Raw genomic sequence first — 15,365 nt, 5'->3', positions numbered from 1 at the left:
TCAGCTACCGAACGGCTTCGCCCCCAGATCGCCCAGGCCGACCGTGCCGCTGGCCATGTCGAGCATGCGGTCGAGGCTCTTCTTGGCGGCGAGGCGGAGGCCCTCGTCCATCTCGATGCGCGGCTGCAGGTCGCGCAGGGCGAGGTAGAGCTTCTCCATCGTGTTGAGCGCCATGTACGGGCAGATGTTGCAGTTGCAGTTGCCGTCAGCGCCCGGCGCACCGATGAAGGTCTTGTCGGGGACGGCCAGTTCCATCTGGTGGATGATGTGCGGCTCGGTCGCCACGATCAGCGTGTCGCCCGGCATGGTCTTGGCAAACTGCAGGATACCGCTGGTCGAGCCCACGTAGTCGCAGTGGTCGATGATGTGCGGCGGGCATTCGGGGTGTCCGGCTACCGGAGCGCCCGGATGCTGGGCCTTGAGCTTGAGCAGCTCGGTTTCCGAGAACGCCTCGTGCACGATGCACACGCCCGGCCAGAGCAGCATGTCGCGCCCGAACTTGCGGTTGAGGTAGCCGCCGAGGTGGCGGTCCGGCCCGAAGATGATCTTCTGTTCGGGCGGGATCTGGGCGAGGATCGTTTCCGCGCTCGAGGAGGTGACGATGACGTCGGAGAGCGCCTTCACCTCGGTCGAGCAGTTGATGTAGGTCAGCGCGATGTGATCGGGGTGGGCTTCGCGGAACGCCTTGAACTTGTCGGGCGGGCACGAATCCTCGAGACTGCAGCCGGCGTCCATGTCGGGCAGGACCACGATCTTGTCAGGAGACAGGATCTTGGCGGTATCGGCCATGAACTTTACGCCGCAGAACGCGATGACGTCCGCATCGGTCTCTGCAGCCTTGCGCGAAAGCTCGAGGCTGTCGCCCACGAAATCGGCAATGTCCTGAATTTCCGGGCGCTGGTAATAGTGCCCGAGGATCACCGCGTTGCGCTCCTTGCGCAGGCGGTCGATCTCGGCGCGCAGGTCGAGGCCGGAAAGATTCAGGGGCTGGGCAGTCATCGCATCAAGTCCTCTCGCCCGGCGGAAGGCGGCCGGGCGAGAGGGGACTTAGGGTTCTCAGCCCGCTGCCGCAATACCTTCAGCAAGCGAAACGAACGGCGGGAATACGGCGAGCCCCATGATAACGCCGAACAGCACCACCACCGCAAGGGCGCTGAAGCGGGTGGCGGGATGCACCGTGCCGGTCTCGCGCAGGTCATGCATTGCGATGATGCCGACAGCGAAGAGCTGGACCGCACCTTCGACGACCGGCGTCAGCACGGGGCCGAGGATCGGCGCGGGCACGAGGCGGCCGATGGCCGGTTCGAGGATCAGGATCATCGCACCCATCATCAGGCGCCGGTGCCACTGCGTTTCGCGGCGCATGGCGATCGCGGCGATGACCATCGCGGCGAACAGCGCGGTGCCGATGTGCGTCAGCGCCAGGAAATAGGCGTTGCTGAAGAAGGGCGGCACGCGGTGCAGTTCGATCGCCATGCGACCAGTGAACATGCCAAGTCCGGCAATGAACAGGACCAGGGCGAGCGACACCCAACCTAGCTTGCGGTGCAGCGCGATGTTGCCGGTGAGTGCCAGCTGGTTCTGCAGCACGAACATGCCGAGCCATGACAGCATCGCCACACCGTGGAGATGGACCCACACCGGTGCGGTGGACGGTGAGGCCATCCCGCGCAGGGCCCATTGGCCGAACGCAAAGACGACGAACACCGCCATGCCGATGGTCATGCGGGTAAAGAAGCGCTGGTCGCGCGAGTACGGATAAACGGTATTGATTGCGGCGGTTGCCATAAGGTGTCTCCACCAGTCCCGACGCGCCCGCTAGGTGATTCGGTCCGATCTGGCGGTGATGTCAGTCACACTTGCAACCAATTTGCGGCGGCAATCCTCATCTGTCGCCCGCTACTTGTCGAACGTGACCTCGACCTTGGCCTTGCCGTAGCCTGCCACCTGCAGCGGGATCGACAGGTTCTGAGCGATGGCTTCCCTGGCAGCTTGCCGCGCAAGGTTCATCAGCACCGGATTGGCCGCCTGCTGGACCGCCTGCGCCTCGGCAAGGCGGGTATTGTCGCGAGTCAGCTTGTCCTGTGCATCGCGGCTGATCCAGATGCCGTCACGCAAGTATTGCGCGCGCGCCTCGTCAAGATTGGGACGGCTGACAGTGAGCGGCGGCAGGCGCACTGAAAGGGTCTGTGCGTCCGCGTTCCAGGTCAGCCGGTCCCGACCGACCTGGGCAAGATTGATGGTGTAGTCGATCCGCGCCGGGATTACCGCGACCTGCTTGGAATTGACGAGGCCGAACAAGCGAGAGTCGTTGCTCGACACGACGGGAGCGAGTTCGGCGCTGAATACGGTCAGCTTGTCCTGCTTTTCGAACGCAACAAGGCTGGTGGCGAGCGGATCGCCAAGATCGTCGGGTTGCCACCATCTCCATGCAAAGAACGCTGCCGCTGCAAGCGCAACGAGGAACAGGCCCCACGGCAAAAGCGAGATCCGCGCGAGGGAGGGCGCGGATTGCTGCGGGGAAGGGTGGGTGGTCAGGCCTGGATCATCCATGTCTCATCCTCAACCCGGACTCGCCCCTGTCGTTCCAGATCGAGCAGGTGGGCAAGCACCGAGCGGCCTGCTGCACCGTGGAGCCGAGGATCGAGGCCCTTGTACATGGCGCCGACGAACTCGGGAATGGCGTGCGGCCCGCCGTCCTCGAGCAGGCGCAGGATCTGACGCTCGCGCTGGCGGCGATGGCCGAGCATCCCGCGCACCAGCTGGCGCGGGTTGTCGATCTGCGGCCCGTGCGCTGGATAGAGCACGCGATCGGAGCGGTCATGGAGCTTCTGCAGGCTGGCCATGTACGCGGCCATGTCGCCATCGGGCGGCGAGACGACCGAGGTCGACCAGCCCATGACATGATCGCCGGTGAACAATGCGCCGCTTTCCACCACGCTGTAGCACAGGTGGTTGGAGGTGTGCCCGGGCGTGGCCACGGCTTCCAGCGTCCAGCCATCGCCCGAAATGCGCTCCCCATCGGCAAGCACGCGGTCGGGCATGTAGTCGGCATCGAACGCGGCATCGGCGCGCGGGCCGTCATCTTCCATGGTCAGCGGTGCGCAGCCGATGATCGGGGCGCCGGTGGCTTCCGCGAGCGGACGCGAGGCCGGACTGTGGTCGCGATGGGTGTGGGTGCAAACGATGGCGACGACTTTCGCACCGCCCACGGCGGCGAGGATCGCGTCGAGATGGCCCTGGCTTTCCGAGCCGACGACATCGACCATGCCGTAAGGGCCGGGATCGATCACGGCCACGTCCTTGCCGGCGCCGACGAGGTAGGTCTGCGTGCCGGTGAAGGTATAAGGCGAGGGGTTGGGCGCAAGCACGCGGCGCACCAGCGGTTCGAGCTGTTCGGCGCGGCCGACGGGCCATTCGCTGCGGTCGGGGATCGGGGGCATCTGGGCCATGGCTGGGGTATGGGGGCTGCGGTGCCGCCGCGCAACCGCACAAGTCATGTCAAATCGCCAGCGGCGACGTCACGACGTCGTCAAGATCACGCTGCGCTGGGATGATCCTCGACAGCGCGGGCGAGACGGTCACGCAGGCGCTGCACGGCACTGCCATTGGCAACGGCCTCGGAACGCCATGCCTGTTCGAGACGCTGAATGCGCTGGTAGAGGCGCTGGCTGTCATGAACCAGCGCCTGGACGTCTTGTGGCAGATTCGCGACGACTTCGGGGTCACTGTCCGGAAAGTTCGCGATCAGGCGGCCATGGCGGCGCAGTTGCAGTTCCGAAAGCTCACCTGCAAAATGGGCGCGGTGATTCAGCAGCCAGGCGAGGCAGTGCATCACCCGCGTCGTCGTGCGGAGCGCTTCGCAGCTTACCTGTACGCGCTGCAGATCCTCGTCGTCGGCCACGATCTGGTTGGTCTCGTTGCGTAGCCGGTCGAAGCGCGTGCGCACCTTATCGGCAAGGTCGAGGGCCTGCGCGTGAAGGGCGTCTATGATACGCGGGTTGAGGCTCGGCAACAAAGGCATGGATAGCGCATAGTCTTGTGGTCAGGCTTTCGCCAACAGGACAACGCTCGGATGCTTGTCCCGTTTCGTGAACGTTTCTTAACGGGACACCGCGCTTTTCGCCCTCATGTGAATCAAGTGCCTGATTTCAGGCGATGATATCGGGAATAAGATAGTCCTCGATCATCGCGATCTGGTCTTTCAGCAGCAATTTGCGCTTCTTGAGGCGGGCGATCTGCAACTGGTCGCGGGCGCCATTGAGCGAGAGCGCGTCGATCGCCGCGTCGAGGTCACGGTGTTCGATACGCAGCGCCGCAAGCCGCTTGCGCATTTCCTCTTCGGTCACGTTCCGCCCAACTCCTTCGACCCGGTGAACCGGTCGGCTTCTGCGACTTACGGCATAACCCGTAAAGTGCAACGCTCCGGCGCGGTTTGACTTGCAAGATACGGCCAATGTGGGAGCATGACAACGCGCCGCCTGTTCGAGTCGTGAAGAACCGGCTGAAAGGTTGCGCCGCCCCGCACGGGGATGGCCTCGTGCGGTTTTCTGAAGGGGGCTTTCCCTTAAGGAGGAAAAAGCATGGAATCGACGCACATCAGCGCACTCCAGACAAAGCACGCCGGACTTGAAAAGCAGATCCAGATGGAAATGTCCCGGCCCCTCCCTGACGATACGCTGGTGGCTCAGCTCAAGAGAAAGAAGCTGAAGATCAAGGAAGAGCTATCGCGCCTTCACTGATCGCGCGCCGCCTTCCAAGGCACCGCACGGAGCCGCCCCAAGGGGCGGCTCTTTTGCGTGAAGGCGTGCGTGAATAGCTATCCGCTCCACATCGGTTTCGCATCCGATTGTGCGCAACATTCCCAAACCGCACGCACTAGGCTAATCCATGTTCATGCTCAGTGCCGTCACCTCTGCTCGACAAATCCTGACTTCGCTGCACGAGGTCATGGCCTCCCGCGCCGGTGCCCAGGCCAAGCTGAACCAGATCGTCGAAGTCATCGGCGAAAATCTCGATTCAGAAGTGTGTTCGATCTACCTCCTGCGCGAGGGGATGCTCGAACTCTTCGCCACGCGCGGCCTCAACCAGGCGGCGGTCCACGTCACCCGGCTGGCCGTGGGTGAGGGCCTTGTCGGCACCATCGCTGGCAATGTCGAGACGCTCAATCTCGCCGAAGCTGCTGCCCACCCCGACTTCGCCTTCCGCCCCGAAACGGGGGAAGAAAAGTTCCACTCCTTTGCCGGCGTTCCGATCGTCCGGCGCGAACGCGCGGTGGGCGTAGTTGCGGTCCAGCACGTCGAGCCGCGCCGCTACGAAGAGGTCGAGATCGAGGCGTTGCAGACAGTGGCGATGGTTCTTTCCGAACTCATCGCCAATGCGGAGCTGATCGACGACGAGGAGACGCTGGGAGTCCCGGCCCACCTCACCGGGCCGGACCGCATCAAGGGCCTCACGCTCGTGAAGGGGCTGGCCAGCGGGGTTGCCGTCTATCACCAGCCGCGCGTCACCATCGAACATGTCGTTGCCGAGGATACCGAGGCTGAACGCCAGCGGGTCTACCTCGCGTTCGACAAGATGCGCGAACAGATCGACCGCATGGCCAGCCAGGCGGAGTTCGGCGTCGGGGGAGAGCATGAGGAGGTGCTCGAGACCTACCGCATGTTCGCCTACGACGAAGGCTGGTCGCGCCGGATCAACGAGGCAATAGATTCAGGTCTTACGGCAGAAGCGGCGATAGAGCGCGTCCAGCAGCGTACCCGCATGCGCATGCGCCAGATCGACGACCCGTTGCTGGCCGATCGCATGCACGATCTGGAGGATCTGTCGAATCGCCTGCTGCGGATCGTCTCGGGCCAGCTCGGCACGGCAGCCAGCATGGGCCTCAAGGGCGATGCCATCCTGATCGCGCGCAATCTCGGCCCTGCCGAACTCCTCGAATACGACCGGCGGCGCCTCAAGGGGGTCATTCTCGAGGAAGGCTCGCTCACCGCGCACGTCGTCATCGTGGCGCGGGCCATGGGCATACCGGTGGTCGGCCGCATGCGGGCGCTGCGTGGCAAGGTCCGCGACGGCGATCACCTGCTGCTGGATGGCGATCAGGGCGTGGTCGATGTCCGTCCCGCACCCACGCTGATCGAGGCGTTCGAAGCGCGCTTTGCCAGAAACCGCGAACGGCAGGCCCATTACGCCACGATGCGCGAGGTCGAGCCTTTCACCCGCGACGGCACGCGCATCGCCGTGCTGATGAACGCAGGGCTGCGTGACGATACGCCCATGCTCAACCTTACCGGCGCGGATGGCATCGGCCTGTTCCGCACCGAGTTCCAGTTCCTCGTTTCCGCAACTCTGCCTTCGCGCGAACGCCAGACCCGGCTCTATCGCGATGTGATGGACTCGGCCGGCGATCGCCCGGTGGTGTTCCGCACGGTTGATATCGGCGGGGACAAGGTGCTGCCCTACCTGCGCCACAACGACGGCGAGGCCGAAGAGAACCCGGCAATGGGCTGGCGCGCGCTGCGCGTGGCGCTTGAACGCGATGGTTTGCTGAAGGTGCAGGCACGCGCCCTGCTGGAAGCGGCAGGTGGGCGCACGCTCAACGTGATGTTCCCCATGGTCACCGAACCATGGGAGTTCGATGCCGCCAAGGCCGTGTTCGACGGTCAATTGGCGTTCCTGCGCAAGCAGAAGAAGATCCTGCCCGAGGCGATCCGCTACGGGGCGATGCTCGAAGTCCCGGCACTGGCCGAGTGTCTTGACCTGCTGGCCCCGAAGCTATCCTTCCTGTCGATCGGCACGAACGACCTGACACAGTTCCTGTTCGCGGCCGATCGCGCCAATCCCAAGCTTGCCGAACGCTACGATTGGCTCAGCCCGGCCATCCTGCGCTTCCTGCGTCGCGTGGTGAACACGGTGGCGCCGTTCGGAACCGACGTGACGGTGTGCGGCGAGATGGGGGGCCGCAGGCTGGAGGCGCTCGCCCTGCTCGGCCTTGGCATCACGCGGCTTTCGATCACGCCAGCCGCTGTCGGGCCGGTCAAGGAACTCGTCCGCAAGGTCGATGTGAACGAGATTCGCGCGGCGATGGCTGGCTGGCTGTCCGAACCACCACAGGACCTTCGTTCTGCGATCGCGGAATGGGCCTCCTCGCGCGGGATCGAGTGCGACTGAGGGTGACGCAGGGGCGTTTCGTCGTCGAAATCCGCAATTCCTCGTCGAAAGCCGTTGACATTCGCAGGGGTGACGCGAACCCTGTTAACGGGTTGCAAAGCATACGCGGAAGACGGGAGTAACGCCTTGGCTGAAGCCGGCGGTCTGCAGGACATTACCAATATCGACACCACGCCCATGCCCGCCGGGCAGCCGGGCCGACAGAGCGTGGGTGAAATGCTGCGCGCGGCGCGTGAGGCCGCAGGGCTGGACATCAAGCAGCTCTCGCAGGCCACGCGGGTAACGACCCGGCATCTGCAGGCGCTGGAGGTGGGCGATTATGCCGCGTTTCCCGGAAGGCCCTACACGCTCGGCTTTGCCAAGAGCTACGCCAGGGCTGTCGGCCTGGATGACAAGGTTGTTGCCGAGGCCATCCGGGCCGAGCTGGACCAGCAGGCGCCGCCCCCGCCGCCCCGCGTCATCAATCAGTTCGAGGTGGGCGATCCGGAAAAGACGCCTTCGCGGCTGACCGCATGGCTCGCTGCCGGTCTGGTCATCGCAATCGCGCTGGCGGGGTTGGTGTTCTGGCGGAGCTATTATCTCCCGTCGGCTGAACTGCCCCCGCTGGTCGGGCCGGAAGAGGCCAGGCCGGTGCCGAGCCAGGTCGCCGCCGCACCAGCGCCAGTTGCGTCACCAGCCGGACCGGTGGTGTTCACGGCCACCGAAGATCGCATCTGGGTGAAGTTCTACGACGGCACCGGCAAGCAGATCCTGCAGAAGGAACTGGCCAAGGGCGAAAGCTTCACCGTGCCGACCGACGTGCCCGAACCCAAGCTGTGGACCGGGCGCCCCGATGCACTTGCGATCACGGTGGGCGGGCAACCGGTTCCGCGCATTGCCGAGAAGGAAGGCATTGTGAAGGACGTTGCTGTCAGCGCAGCGGCCCTGCTCGCGCGCGGCACTGCTGCCGCCACGGCAAGTCCTGTGCCGACGCCTTCCGCGGCCGCCCCGGTCGCACGGCCTGAGCCGCGCCCCCGTGCGCAACGGCCTGTGGCGGCCAGCGAGCCGACAGCGGCTCCCGCGACGACCCAGGCTGAGGCATCACCGCCACCCGCCGCCCGGCGCTGAAGTGACGGGCGGAGGCGGATAAACCGCTGGCCGGTCTCGACTTGGTGCGGGCTATCGGGCAAACTTGAGGCGTTGATTGAGGGTGCGCGGGGGATCGTGCGCCGCTGAACGGGAACGACCATGACCATGACTTTCCGGCGTGCCGCGCCGCTTGGAGCCATCCTTCTGGGGCTGACCGCCCCGATCGCCGCGCCGGTGCTGGCCCAGTCCTCTGCACAGAAGACCACTGCCACACCGGTCGATCCCGAAATGCGTCTGCGCCGGATCGAGGCTGAAATCCGCGCGATGCAGCGCAAGGTCTTCCCTGAGGGCGCTGGCAAGACTTTCGTTCCGGAAATCACTGCAGGGCCGACAACCACGACACCGGCTGGCGCGCCGGCTTCGTCAGCGGTGACTGACATTCTGGCACGGATGGACGCGGTCGAGGCGCAGATGGCACGACTGACGGCGCAGGTTGAGGAAGGGCAGAACCGTTCGGCCAAGATCGAGGAACGCTTGGCCAAGCTGGAGGCCGCTGCCGCACCGGCGCCTGAAGAGCCCGCGGCGACGCCTGCGCCTGTCGTCACGACAACGCCCGCTCCCGTGCCCGTGGCACCGAAACCCACGACACCCGCCGCCACCAAGCCGACCGAGACCAAGCCTGCGACGCCTGCCGCCAAGCCGGCATCGCCCTCGGCCGCGCGCGTGGCCGCAGTTCAGGCGATCGAGAAGCCTGCGACCGGCGATGCCGCGCTTGACGACTACAACTACGGCTTCCGCCTGTGGGAAGCCAAGTTCTATCCCGAAGCGCAGCAGCAGTTGCAGATCTATGTCGATCGCTATCCCAAGCACAACATGATCAGCTTCGGTCGGAACCTGCTGGGTCGGGCCTGGCTCGATGATGGCAAGCCCGGCACCGCTGCGCAGTTCTTCCTGCAGAACTACCTTGCCGACAAGAAGGGCGCGCGTGCGCCAGACAGCCTGCTGTATCTCGGGATTGCCATGGTGCGCCTCAAGGATACCGAAAAGGCTTGCGGTGCGTTCGCAGAACTGGCCTCGGCCTATCCCGATGAAGTCGCCGGTCGTCTCAAGGGCCAGTACGATGGCGCGCGCGCTTCGGTGAAGTGCAAGTAATGGACTCGGGAATAGCCTGACCGCTGCTGCTGCGCGTTTTGCCGCGCAGTGGGCAGCGGTCGCTCCGCATGGGCCGGTCGGACTTGCCGTGTCGGGCGGACCGGACAGTCTCGCCATGCTGGTGCTGTTCCACGAAGTTGCGCCGCGCAACTTTCAGGTGGCCACGGTCGATCATGGCTTGCGCGCGGAATCGGCAGGGGAAGCGGCGATGGTCGCTGCGATCTGCGCCGGGCGCGGCATCGCGCATCAGACGCTGACACTTTCGCTGGAAAAGGGCAGCGCCGTGCAGGAGCGGGCCCGCGCGGCGCGCTATCGAGCGCTCGCCGAATGGGCGCAGGCAGAACGGCTTGCAGCAATCGTGACCGCCCACCATGCAGACGATCAGGCCGAGACGATGGTCATGCGGCTCAATCGTGGTGTCGGCTTGCGAGGCTTGGCAGCGATGCGGCCCGTTGCGCAAGTGCCGGGCGCCCCCAGGCTCAGGTTGCTCCGGCCTTTGCTGTCATGGCGGCGGGCGGAGTTGCAGGCTGTTGTAGACGTCGCCGGTCTTGCAGCTGCCGACGATCCGTCTAACCGCGATCCGGGCTATGAGCGGGTGCGCATGCGTGACGCCCTGACGTCAAACGAAGCGTTTGCCATCATGGGTTTCGCCCGCAGTGCCCGGAACCTTGCCGACGCCGATGCCGCTCTGGAATGGGTGGTCGACCAGCTCTGGGAGGAGGTCGTGGCTGCGAGCGAGGGTTTCACGTGGAACCCACCGTCGGGCTTGCCCGATGTGCTCGCGATGCGCCTGCTCGAGCGCGTGCTGGCCGCACTGGGTGCGGGTGCGCCACGGGGCGCGGAGCTGGTCCGGTGGCTTGGAATGCTGCGCGAGGGCGGAGTCGCGACACTAGGGGGCGTAAAGGGCGATGCACGGGCAAACGCCTGGCGGTTCACCTTGGCGCCCCCGCACGTGTCCAGATCCTGACCCTTGCACCATGCCCTATCGGCACAGGTCGCTGAAAAACCACATTCGCGCTATATTGCGAGTCACCCGATATTGAGAATCGGGGTGGCAATCCTACATTGCCTCCATACCCGCCCGCGTTTTCCGGGCGATTGCGGAAAGACAGCGATGAACGACGACCAGCCCCAGGGAAATCCGTGGATCAAGAGCCTCCTTGTCTGGGGCGGAATCTTTCTCGCGCTGTTGCTGGTGGTTTCGATGTTCGGGTCGCGGGTCGATACCAATGCGACGACAATCCCCTATTCGGCCTTCCGCTCGCAGGTCAGCGATGGTTTGGTCCGTTCGGTCGAGATCGCGCCCGAGCGCATCACCGGCACGCTCAAGAACGGCAGCCAGTTCGCGACCGTTCCGGTCCCCGGTGATGCCGATCTGCCCAAGCTGCTGCAGGACAACGGCGTGCAGTATGCCGGCAAGGCGGCCGAACAGCCGAACATGCTGATGTACATCCTGTTCAACTCGTTGCCGTTCCTGCTGATCCTTGGCGTTGCCTTCTTCGCGCTGCGCCAGATGCAGAAGGGCGGCGGTTCGGGCGCGATGGGCTTTGGCAAGTCCAAGGCCAAGCTCCTGACAGAGCGTTCAGGCCGCGTGACCTTCGATGACGTCGCCGGCATCGACGAAGCCCGCGAGGAACTGGAGGAAATCGTCGAGTTCCTGCGCGATCCCTCGCGCTTTTCCAAGCTCGGCGGCCAGATCCCCAAGGGTGCGCTGCTGGTCGGTTCGCCCGGCACCGGCAAGACCCTGCTGGCCCGCGCCATTGCGGGCGAAGCGGGCGTGCCGTTCTTCACCATCTCGGGTTCGGACTTCGTCGAGATGTTCGTCGGCGTCGGTGCGAGCCGCGTGCGCGACATGTTCGAGCAGGCCAAGAAGAACGCGCCGTGCATCGTCTTCATCGATGAAATCGACGCGGTCGGCCGTCACCGTGGCCACGGCCTCGGCAATTCGAACGACGAGCGCGAGCAGACGCTGAACCAGCTGCTGGTCGAAATGGACGGCTTCGAGGCAAACGAGGGCATCATCATCATCGCGGCAACCAACCGCCCCGACGTGCTCGATCCCGCGCTGCTGCGCCCCGGTCGTTTCGACCGTCAGGTGGTCGTGCCGATCCCTGACATCGAAGGCCGCGAGAAGATCCTGTCGGTGCACATGAAGAAGGTGCCGCTGGCGCCTGACGTCAACCCGCGCACGATCGCGCGTGGCACGCCCGGCTTTTCGGGCGCCGACCTTGCCAACCTCGTCAATGAAGCCGCCCTGCTGGCCGCGCGCCGCAACAAGCGTCTCGTTGCCATGCAGGAGTTCGAGGACGCCAAGGACAAGGTCATGATGGGGGCCGAGCGCCGCTCGATGGTCATGACCGACGACGAAAAGAAGATGACCGCCTATCACGAGGCTGGCCATGCCATCGTTTCGGTCAAGGAACCGGCATCCGATCCGATCCACAAGGCAACGATCATCCCGCGCGGCCGGGCCCTCGGCATGGTCATGCGCCTGCCGGAACGGGACAGCTATTCCTATCACCGTGACAAGATGCACGCGAACCTCTCGGTCGCGATGGGTGGACGCGTGGCGGAAGAGCTGATCTTCGGGCACGACAAGGTGTCGTCCGGTGCCTCTTCGGACATCCAGTACGCCACCTCGCTGGCGCGCTCGATGGTCACCAAGTGGGGCATGTCGGACAAGCTCGGGCCGCTGCAGTATGAAGACCAGCAGGAAGGCTATCTCGGCATGGGCGGTTCGCAGCGCCTGTTCGTCTCGGACGAGACCAACAAGCTGATCGACAGCGAGATCCGCGGGTTGGTTGACGGCGCACACGCACGTGCGACCGACATTCTCAAGACCAACGAGGACAAGCTCCACCTCCTCGCTCAGGCTTTGCTTGAATACGAGACGCTGACCGGCGACGAGATCAAGGAACTGCTCGACAGCGGCAAGCTGGACCGACCGCAGAACCCGACGGGCACCGCCCGGCCGGTTGCGGCCCAGGGCTCGGCGGTGCCGCGCGCGGGCAAGAAGTTCGGCTCGACCAATCCGCAGCCGGCCTGATCCCCGGCCAGATCTTAAAGCGAGAGGGCGGGGGGCAACCTCCGCCCTTTTCGTTGAAAAAACCGCTCATCCTTAGCCTGTCGAAGGATGCACACGAAGCACCGGCGTCCTTCGACAGGCTCAGGTCGAGCGGGGGTAGGGTGCCTTATCCCCCCGCTTCCACGAGGATTACCACCGCGAACAGCATCATGGCGACGAAAGCGAAGAGGCTAAGGAACCACGTCCGCCACCATGCGCCGAACCAGGACAGGCCGTAAGCGCCGCGCAACTGCAGCAGCATGTGCAAGGGCGGCAGGAAAGCGAGCGCGGGTAGTCCGGGCAGGGCCAGCCTGCCCCCGACGGTCGCCACGATGCCCAGCAGCGTCATGAAGCACAGCGAATAGGTGACGAACACGGTGTGATCGTAAAGCCCGAAGCGGCGGCTGAACGGGAACAGCAGCCACAGGAACGGCACCGAGATCGGGATTAATGCCCAGCTCAGCTTGTAGCTGTAGTTCTGCACCTTATAGAGCGCGAGGCTCGGATTGGCCTTGGCCTTCTTCACCGCTTCCTTGATCCAGCCGATATCGCTGGCAGTCTCGAGGCCGCTGGTATCGATGTTGCCGACGTTGATGCCGCTCGCCTTGACCTGCTCCAGCCCGGCGATGTTCTTGCGCGTTTCGGCAATTGCTGCGTCGATCTTCGCCAGCTCTGCAGCGTCGCCGCGTGCCGCGATCCGTTCGGCCTCGAGGACCGCCAGATCGTTGCGTTCCTGTTTGAGGCCCTGCTCTACCGTCGTATTCACGCTGGCACCAATATCGCCGCCCAGCGAATTGATCGTGGTGAACAGCGCGAACACGCAGAACAGGAACAGCGCGATCGGTGAAACATAGCTCGCCCGCCGTCCGTCGATGTATTCGCGGGTAAGCTTGCCGGGCTTGGTCACCAGCAGGGGCAGCGTGCGCCAGATCTTGCCTTCGAAGTGGAACACGCCGTGAAGCAGGTCGTGGAAGAACGCGCCGAGTGTCTTGTGGACGTGCGCTGCCTGACCGCAGGCATGGCAGTGGCTGCCGACCAGCGGCGTGGCGCAATTGAGGCAGGCCGATTCGTGGGTGTGACCGTCGGCCCGATGATCGCCCGCCGTCGGCTCCACGGTGCGTGCCGCTGCCAGCGCGCCCGCCATGTGGCCCAGAGTCTCGGTGCCGTTCAAAATCTCGTTCCCCCTGTAACTTGTTGCAGCATAACGAACGTGCGACGTTCTCGCCACACCCTTGAGACGGCGCGACAAGTGAGACGGCGCGACAAGGGGGAGTGATTTCACGGAACATTAACCTTGTCCGTGCAGTCCGGAGCCCAAGAGGGTAAGCAGCACGCGTGTACACGTCGCGGGATCAGATGATGGCGCTCGGTGGAGCGGGCGGGGGAAGCGGCTTCGGCCAGCGCACCACGCCGCCGCGCGCGCCCGTGCTGCCGACGCGCTGGGGTCTTCTGCACAAGACTGCCGAGCAATACCTGTCGCGCCACTGGCAGCGCCTGACTGCGCCGGTGGAGCGCGCTTTCGCCAGATTCGACCTTGTGCCCGATCTTGCCGAAGATCTTGGCAGCGCCCGCTGGTTCAGGGGCTTTGGCACCATGCTCGCTCTTGGCGCGGCGGCTGTGCTGATGTGGCCCAGCTTTGCCCCGTTGCAAGCCGCGCCGCTGACCTTGATGGACGATGCCGCGCAAGACGAGCTGCGTGTGCAGGGCATCCGCCCGCTCGCCTTCGGTGCGGACAACGGCCGACGGATGAACGCCACGTCCGCCGTCATCCCGCTTGCCGCCGCGCCGGAGCGCCCGAGCATCGACCTGACGGCAACGCTTGGCGCCGGCGACAGCTTCCCGCGCATGCTGCAGCGGGCCGGCCTTGCCAGCACCGACATCGTGCGCGTGCTCGACCTGGTGGGTGGGCAGGTCAAGCCCGGCGCAATTCCGGAAGGCACGCGCTTTTCCATTCGCCTGGGCGCGCGCACCAGCCCGGCGCAGCCGCGCCCGCTCGAGCAGCTGTCGTTCCGCCCCCGCTTCGACCTCGCGCTCGATATCCGGCGCAGCGGTGGCGCCCTGGCGCTCGCCAGCAACGCCATTGCCGTTGACACATCGCCACAGCGCATTCGCGGAATCGTCGGGGCGAGCCTCTATCGCTCCGCCCGCGCGGCAGGCGCACCTCCGTCTGCGGTGCAGGACTACTTGCGCACGATCGACGAGCACATGGCGTTCGAGGAGATCGCGCCGGGTGACGAGTTCGACCTGGTCTATGCCAATCGCCGCGCCGGCACGGGCGAGCAGCAGGCCGGCGATCTGCTCTATGCAGGCGTTGTCCGCGCCGGAAAGCCGGTGCTGCAACTCCTGCGCTGGGGCAGCGATGGGGCATTCTATTCGCCGCAAGGCATGGCCGAGGGCGCGCAGGAGACCACGGGTTTCCTCGGTGCGCCGGTCAACGGCCGCATCACTTCGGGCTATGGCGCGCGCCGCCATCCGATCCTCGGCTATGTGCGCATGCACGCCGGGATCGATTTCGCCGCCAGCTGGGGGTCCCCCATCTATGCCGCCACAGATGGCCGCGTCAGCATAGCCGGGTGGCATGGCGGGCACGGCAACTACGTTCGCCTCGATCACGGCGGCGGCATCGGAACCGGCTATGGCCACATGAGCCGCATCGCCGTTTCGGCGGGCATGACCGTGCGGCGCGGGCAGGTGATCGGCTATGTCGGCTCCACCGGGCTTTCGACCGGGCCGCACCTCCATTACGAGATGTATCGCGCAGGGCAGACGGTGAACCCGATGTCGATGACCTCGATCGTCCAGCGCGCGGCTATCGACCCGGCGCAGCTTGCCGCCTTCCGCAGCAAGCTCGCGCAGATCACGGCGATCCCGGCTAACCGCTCCCGATGATTGCAGCGGGGCGAGCCAGCGG

General features: G+C 65.2%; 14 protein-coding genes. 7 read left to right on the top strand and 7 right to left on the bottom strand.

Annotated elements, in window-relative coordinates; translation table 11 throughout:
• The 6 genes from nadA to IM701_RS15020 all read right to left on the bottom strand — a co-directional run bounded on the left by nadA (position 1) and on the right by IM701_RS15020 (position 4,349).
• Positions 1-999: a quinolinate synthase NadA gene (gene nadA / locus IM701_RS15045; protein ID WP_039333262.1), complete on the bottom strand. Its 999-nt coding sequence runs from the start codon at positions 997-999 to the stop codon at positions 1-3.
• A gap of 57 nt (positions 1,000-1,056) precedes the next feature.
• Entirely contained in the window at positions 1,057-1,788 is a 732-nt protein-coding gene (locus tag IM701_RS15040) for an adenylate cyclase (RefSeq protein WP_193827368.1), read from the bottom strand.
• Between the two features lie 111 nt (positions 1,789-1,899).
• Entirely contained in the window at positions 1,900-2,553 is a 654-nt protein-coding gene (locus IM701_RS15035; RefSeq protein ID WP_039333265.1) for a DUF4230 domain-containing protein, read from the bottom strand.
• Positions 2,535-3,452: an MBL fold metallo-hydrolase gene (locus IM701_RS15030; protein ID WP_370584367.1), complete on the bottom strand. Its 918-nt coding sequence runs from the start codon at positions 3,450-3,452 to the stop codon at positions 2,535-2,537. The genes IM701_RS15035 and IM701_RS15030 overlap by 19 nt, the downstream gene beginning before the upstream one ends.
• A gap of 86 nt (positions 3,453-3,538) precedes the next feature.
• A complete protein-coding gene (locus IM701_RS15025) occupies positions 3,539-4,024 on the bottom strand; it encodes a DUF1465 family protein (RefSeq protein ID WP_174544576.1) in 486 nt (161 codons plus the stop codon).
• A 127-nt stretch (positions 4,025-4,151) separates the two neighbouring features.
• Complete coding sequence (locus tag IM701_RS15020; RefSeq protein WP_039333267.1) at positions 4,152-4,349, bottom strand: YdcH family protein; 198 nt, start codon at positions 4,347-4,349, stop codon at positions 4,152-4,154.
• Positions 4,350-4,583: 234 nt separating this feature from the next.
• Between IM701_RS15020 and IM701_RS15015 the strand changes: the two genes are divergently transcribed.
• From IM701_RS15015 to ftsH, 6 genes are all read left to right on the top strand, one after another.
• Complete coding sequence (locus tag IM701_RS15015) at positions 4,584-4,742, top strand: YdcH family protein (protein ID WP_082013319.1); 159 nt, start codon at positions 4,584-4,586, stop codon at positions 4,740-4,742.
• A gap of 148 nt (positions 4,743-4,890) precedes the next feature.
• On the top strand, positions 4,891-7,170 hold the full coding sequence (ptsP, locus tag IM701_RS15010; protein ID WP_193827367.1) for a phosphoenolpyruvate--protein phosphotransferase: 2,280 nt from the start codon (positions 4,891-4,893) through the stop codon (positions 7,168-7,170).
• A 126-nt stretch (positions 7,171-7,296) separates the two neighbouring features.
• Positions 7,297-8,277, top strand: coding sequence for a helix-turn-helix domain-containing protein (locus IM701_RS15005; protein ID WP_193827366.1), 981 nt, complete (start codon positions 7,297-7,299; stop codon positions 8,275-8,277).
• 120 nt (positions 8,278-8,397) lie between these two features.
• On the top strand, positions 8,398-9,390 hold the full coding sequence (locus IM701_RS15000; RefSeq protein ID WP_193827365.1) for a tetratricopeptide repeat protein: 993 nt from the start codon (positions 8,398-8,400) through the stop codon (positions 9,388-9,390).
• An 88-nt stretch (positions 9,391-9,478) separates the two neighbouring features.
• Complete coding sequence (tilS, locus tag IM701_RS14995; RefSeq protein ID WP_230487732.1) at positions 9,479-10,357, top strand: tRNA lysidine(34) synthetase TilS; 879 nt, start codon at positions 9,479-9,481, stop codon at positions 10,355-10,357.
• Between the two features lie 147 nt (positions 10,358-10,504).
• Complete coding sequence (gene ftsH / locus IM701_RS14990; RefSeq protein ID WP_039333275.1) at positions 10,505-12,436, top strand: ATP-dependent zinc metalloprotease FtsH; 1,932 nt, start codon at positions 10,505-10,507, stop codon at positions 12,434-12,436.
• Positions 12,437-12,581: 145 nt separating this feature from the next.
• On the opposite strand, the gene IM701_RS14985 is transcribed toward ftsH, so the two are convergent.
• Complete coding sequence (locus tag IM701_RS14985; RefSeq protein ID WP_230487731.1) at positions 12,582-13,625, bottom strand: DUF3667 domain-containing protein; 1,044 nt, start codon at positions 13,623-13,625, stop codon at positions 12,582-12,584.
• Between the two features lie 188 nt (positions 13,626-13,813).
• On the opposite strand from IM701_RS14985, the gene IM701_RS14980 reads away from it, so the two are divergent.
• Positions 13,814-15,343 carry a M23 family metallopeptidase gene (locus IM701_RS14980; RefSeq protein ID WP_230487730.1) on the top strand — a complete coding sequence of 510 codons (1,530 nt, stop codon included), beginning with the start codon at positions 13,814-13,816 and terminating at the stop codon, positions 15,341-15,343.
• Positions 15,344-15,365: the final 22 nt, after the last annotated feature.

It is taken from the genome of Novosphingobium sp. ES2-1 (genome assembly GCF_015169775.1).
In the GTDB taxonomy this organism is placed as follows: Bacteria; Pseudomonadota; Alphaproteobacteria; order Sphingomonadales; family Sphingomonadaceae; genus Novosphingobium; species Novosphingobium subterraneum.
The sequence above is the reverse complement of the archived record's forward strand: the minus strand, read 5'-3'. Positions and strand labels throughout refer to the sequence as shown.

Excerpts from the sequence above, each read along its gene's own strand:
- nadA (WP_039333262.1), bottom strand. The coding sequence starts at position 999 with ATGACTGCCCAGCCCCTGAATCTTTCCGGCCTCGACCTGCGCGCCGAG.
- IM701_RS15000 (WP_193827365.1), top strand. The coding sequence starts at position 8,398 with ATGACCATGACTTTCCGGCGTGCCGCGCCGCTTGGAGCCATCCTTCTG.
- IM701_RS15035 (WP_039333265.1), bottom strand. The coding sequence starts at position 2,553 with ATGGATGATCCAGGCCTGACCACCCACCCTTCCCCGCAGCAATCCGCG.
- IM701_RS14980 (WP_230487730.1), top strand. The coding sequence starts at position 13,814 with ATGGCGCTCGGTGGAGCGGGCGGGGGAAGCGGCTTCGGCCAGCGCACC.
- ftsH (WP_039333275.1), top strand. The coding sequence starts at position 10,505 with ATGAACGACGACCAGCCCCAGGGAAATCCGTGGATCAAGAGCCTCCTT.
- IM701_RS15025 (WP_174544576.1), bottom strand. The coding sequence starts at position 4,024 with ATGCCTTTGTTGCCGAGCCTCAACCCGCGTATCATAGACGCCCTTCAC.
- ptsP (WP_193827367.1), top strand. The coding sequence starts at position 4,891 with ATGTTCATGCTCAGTGCCGTCACCTCTGCTCGACAAATCCTGACTTCG.
- IM701_RS15030 (WP_370584367.1), bottom strand. The coding sequence starts at position 3,452 with ATGGCCCAGATGCCCCCGATCCCCGACCGCAGCGAATGGCCCGTCGGC.
- IM701_RS15015 (WP_082013319.1), top strand. The coding sequence starts at position 4,584 with ATGGAATCGACGCACATCAGCGCACTCCAGACAAAGCACGCCGGACTT.
- IM701_RS15040 (WP_193827368.1), bottom strand. The coding sequence starts at position 1,788 with ATGGCAACCGCCGCAATCAATACCGTTTATCCGTACTCGCGCGACCAG.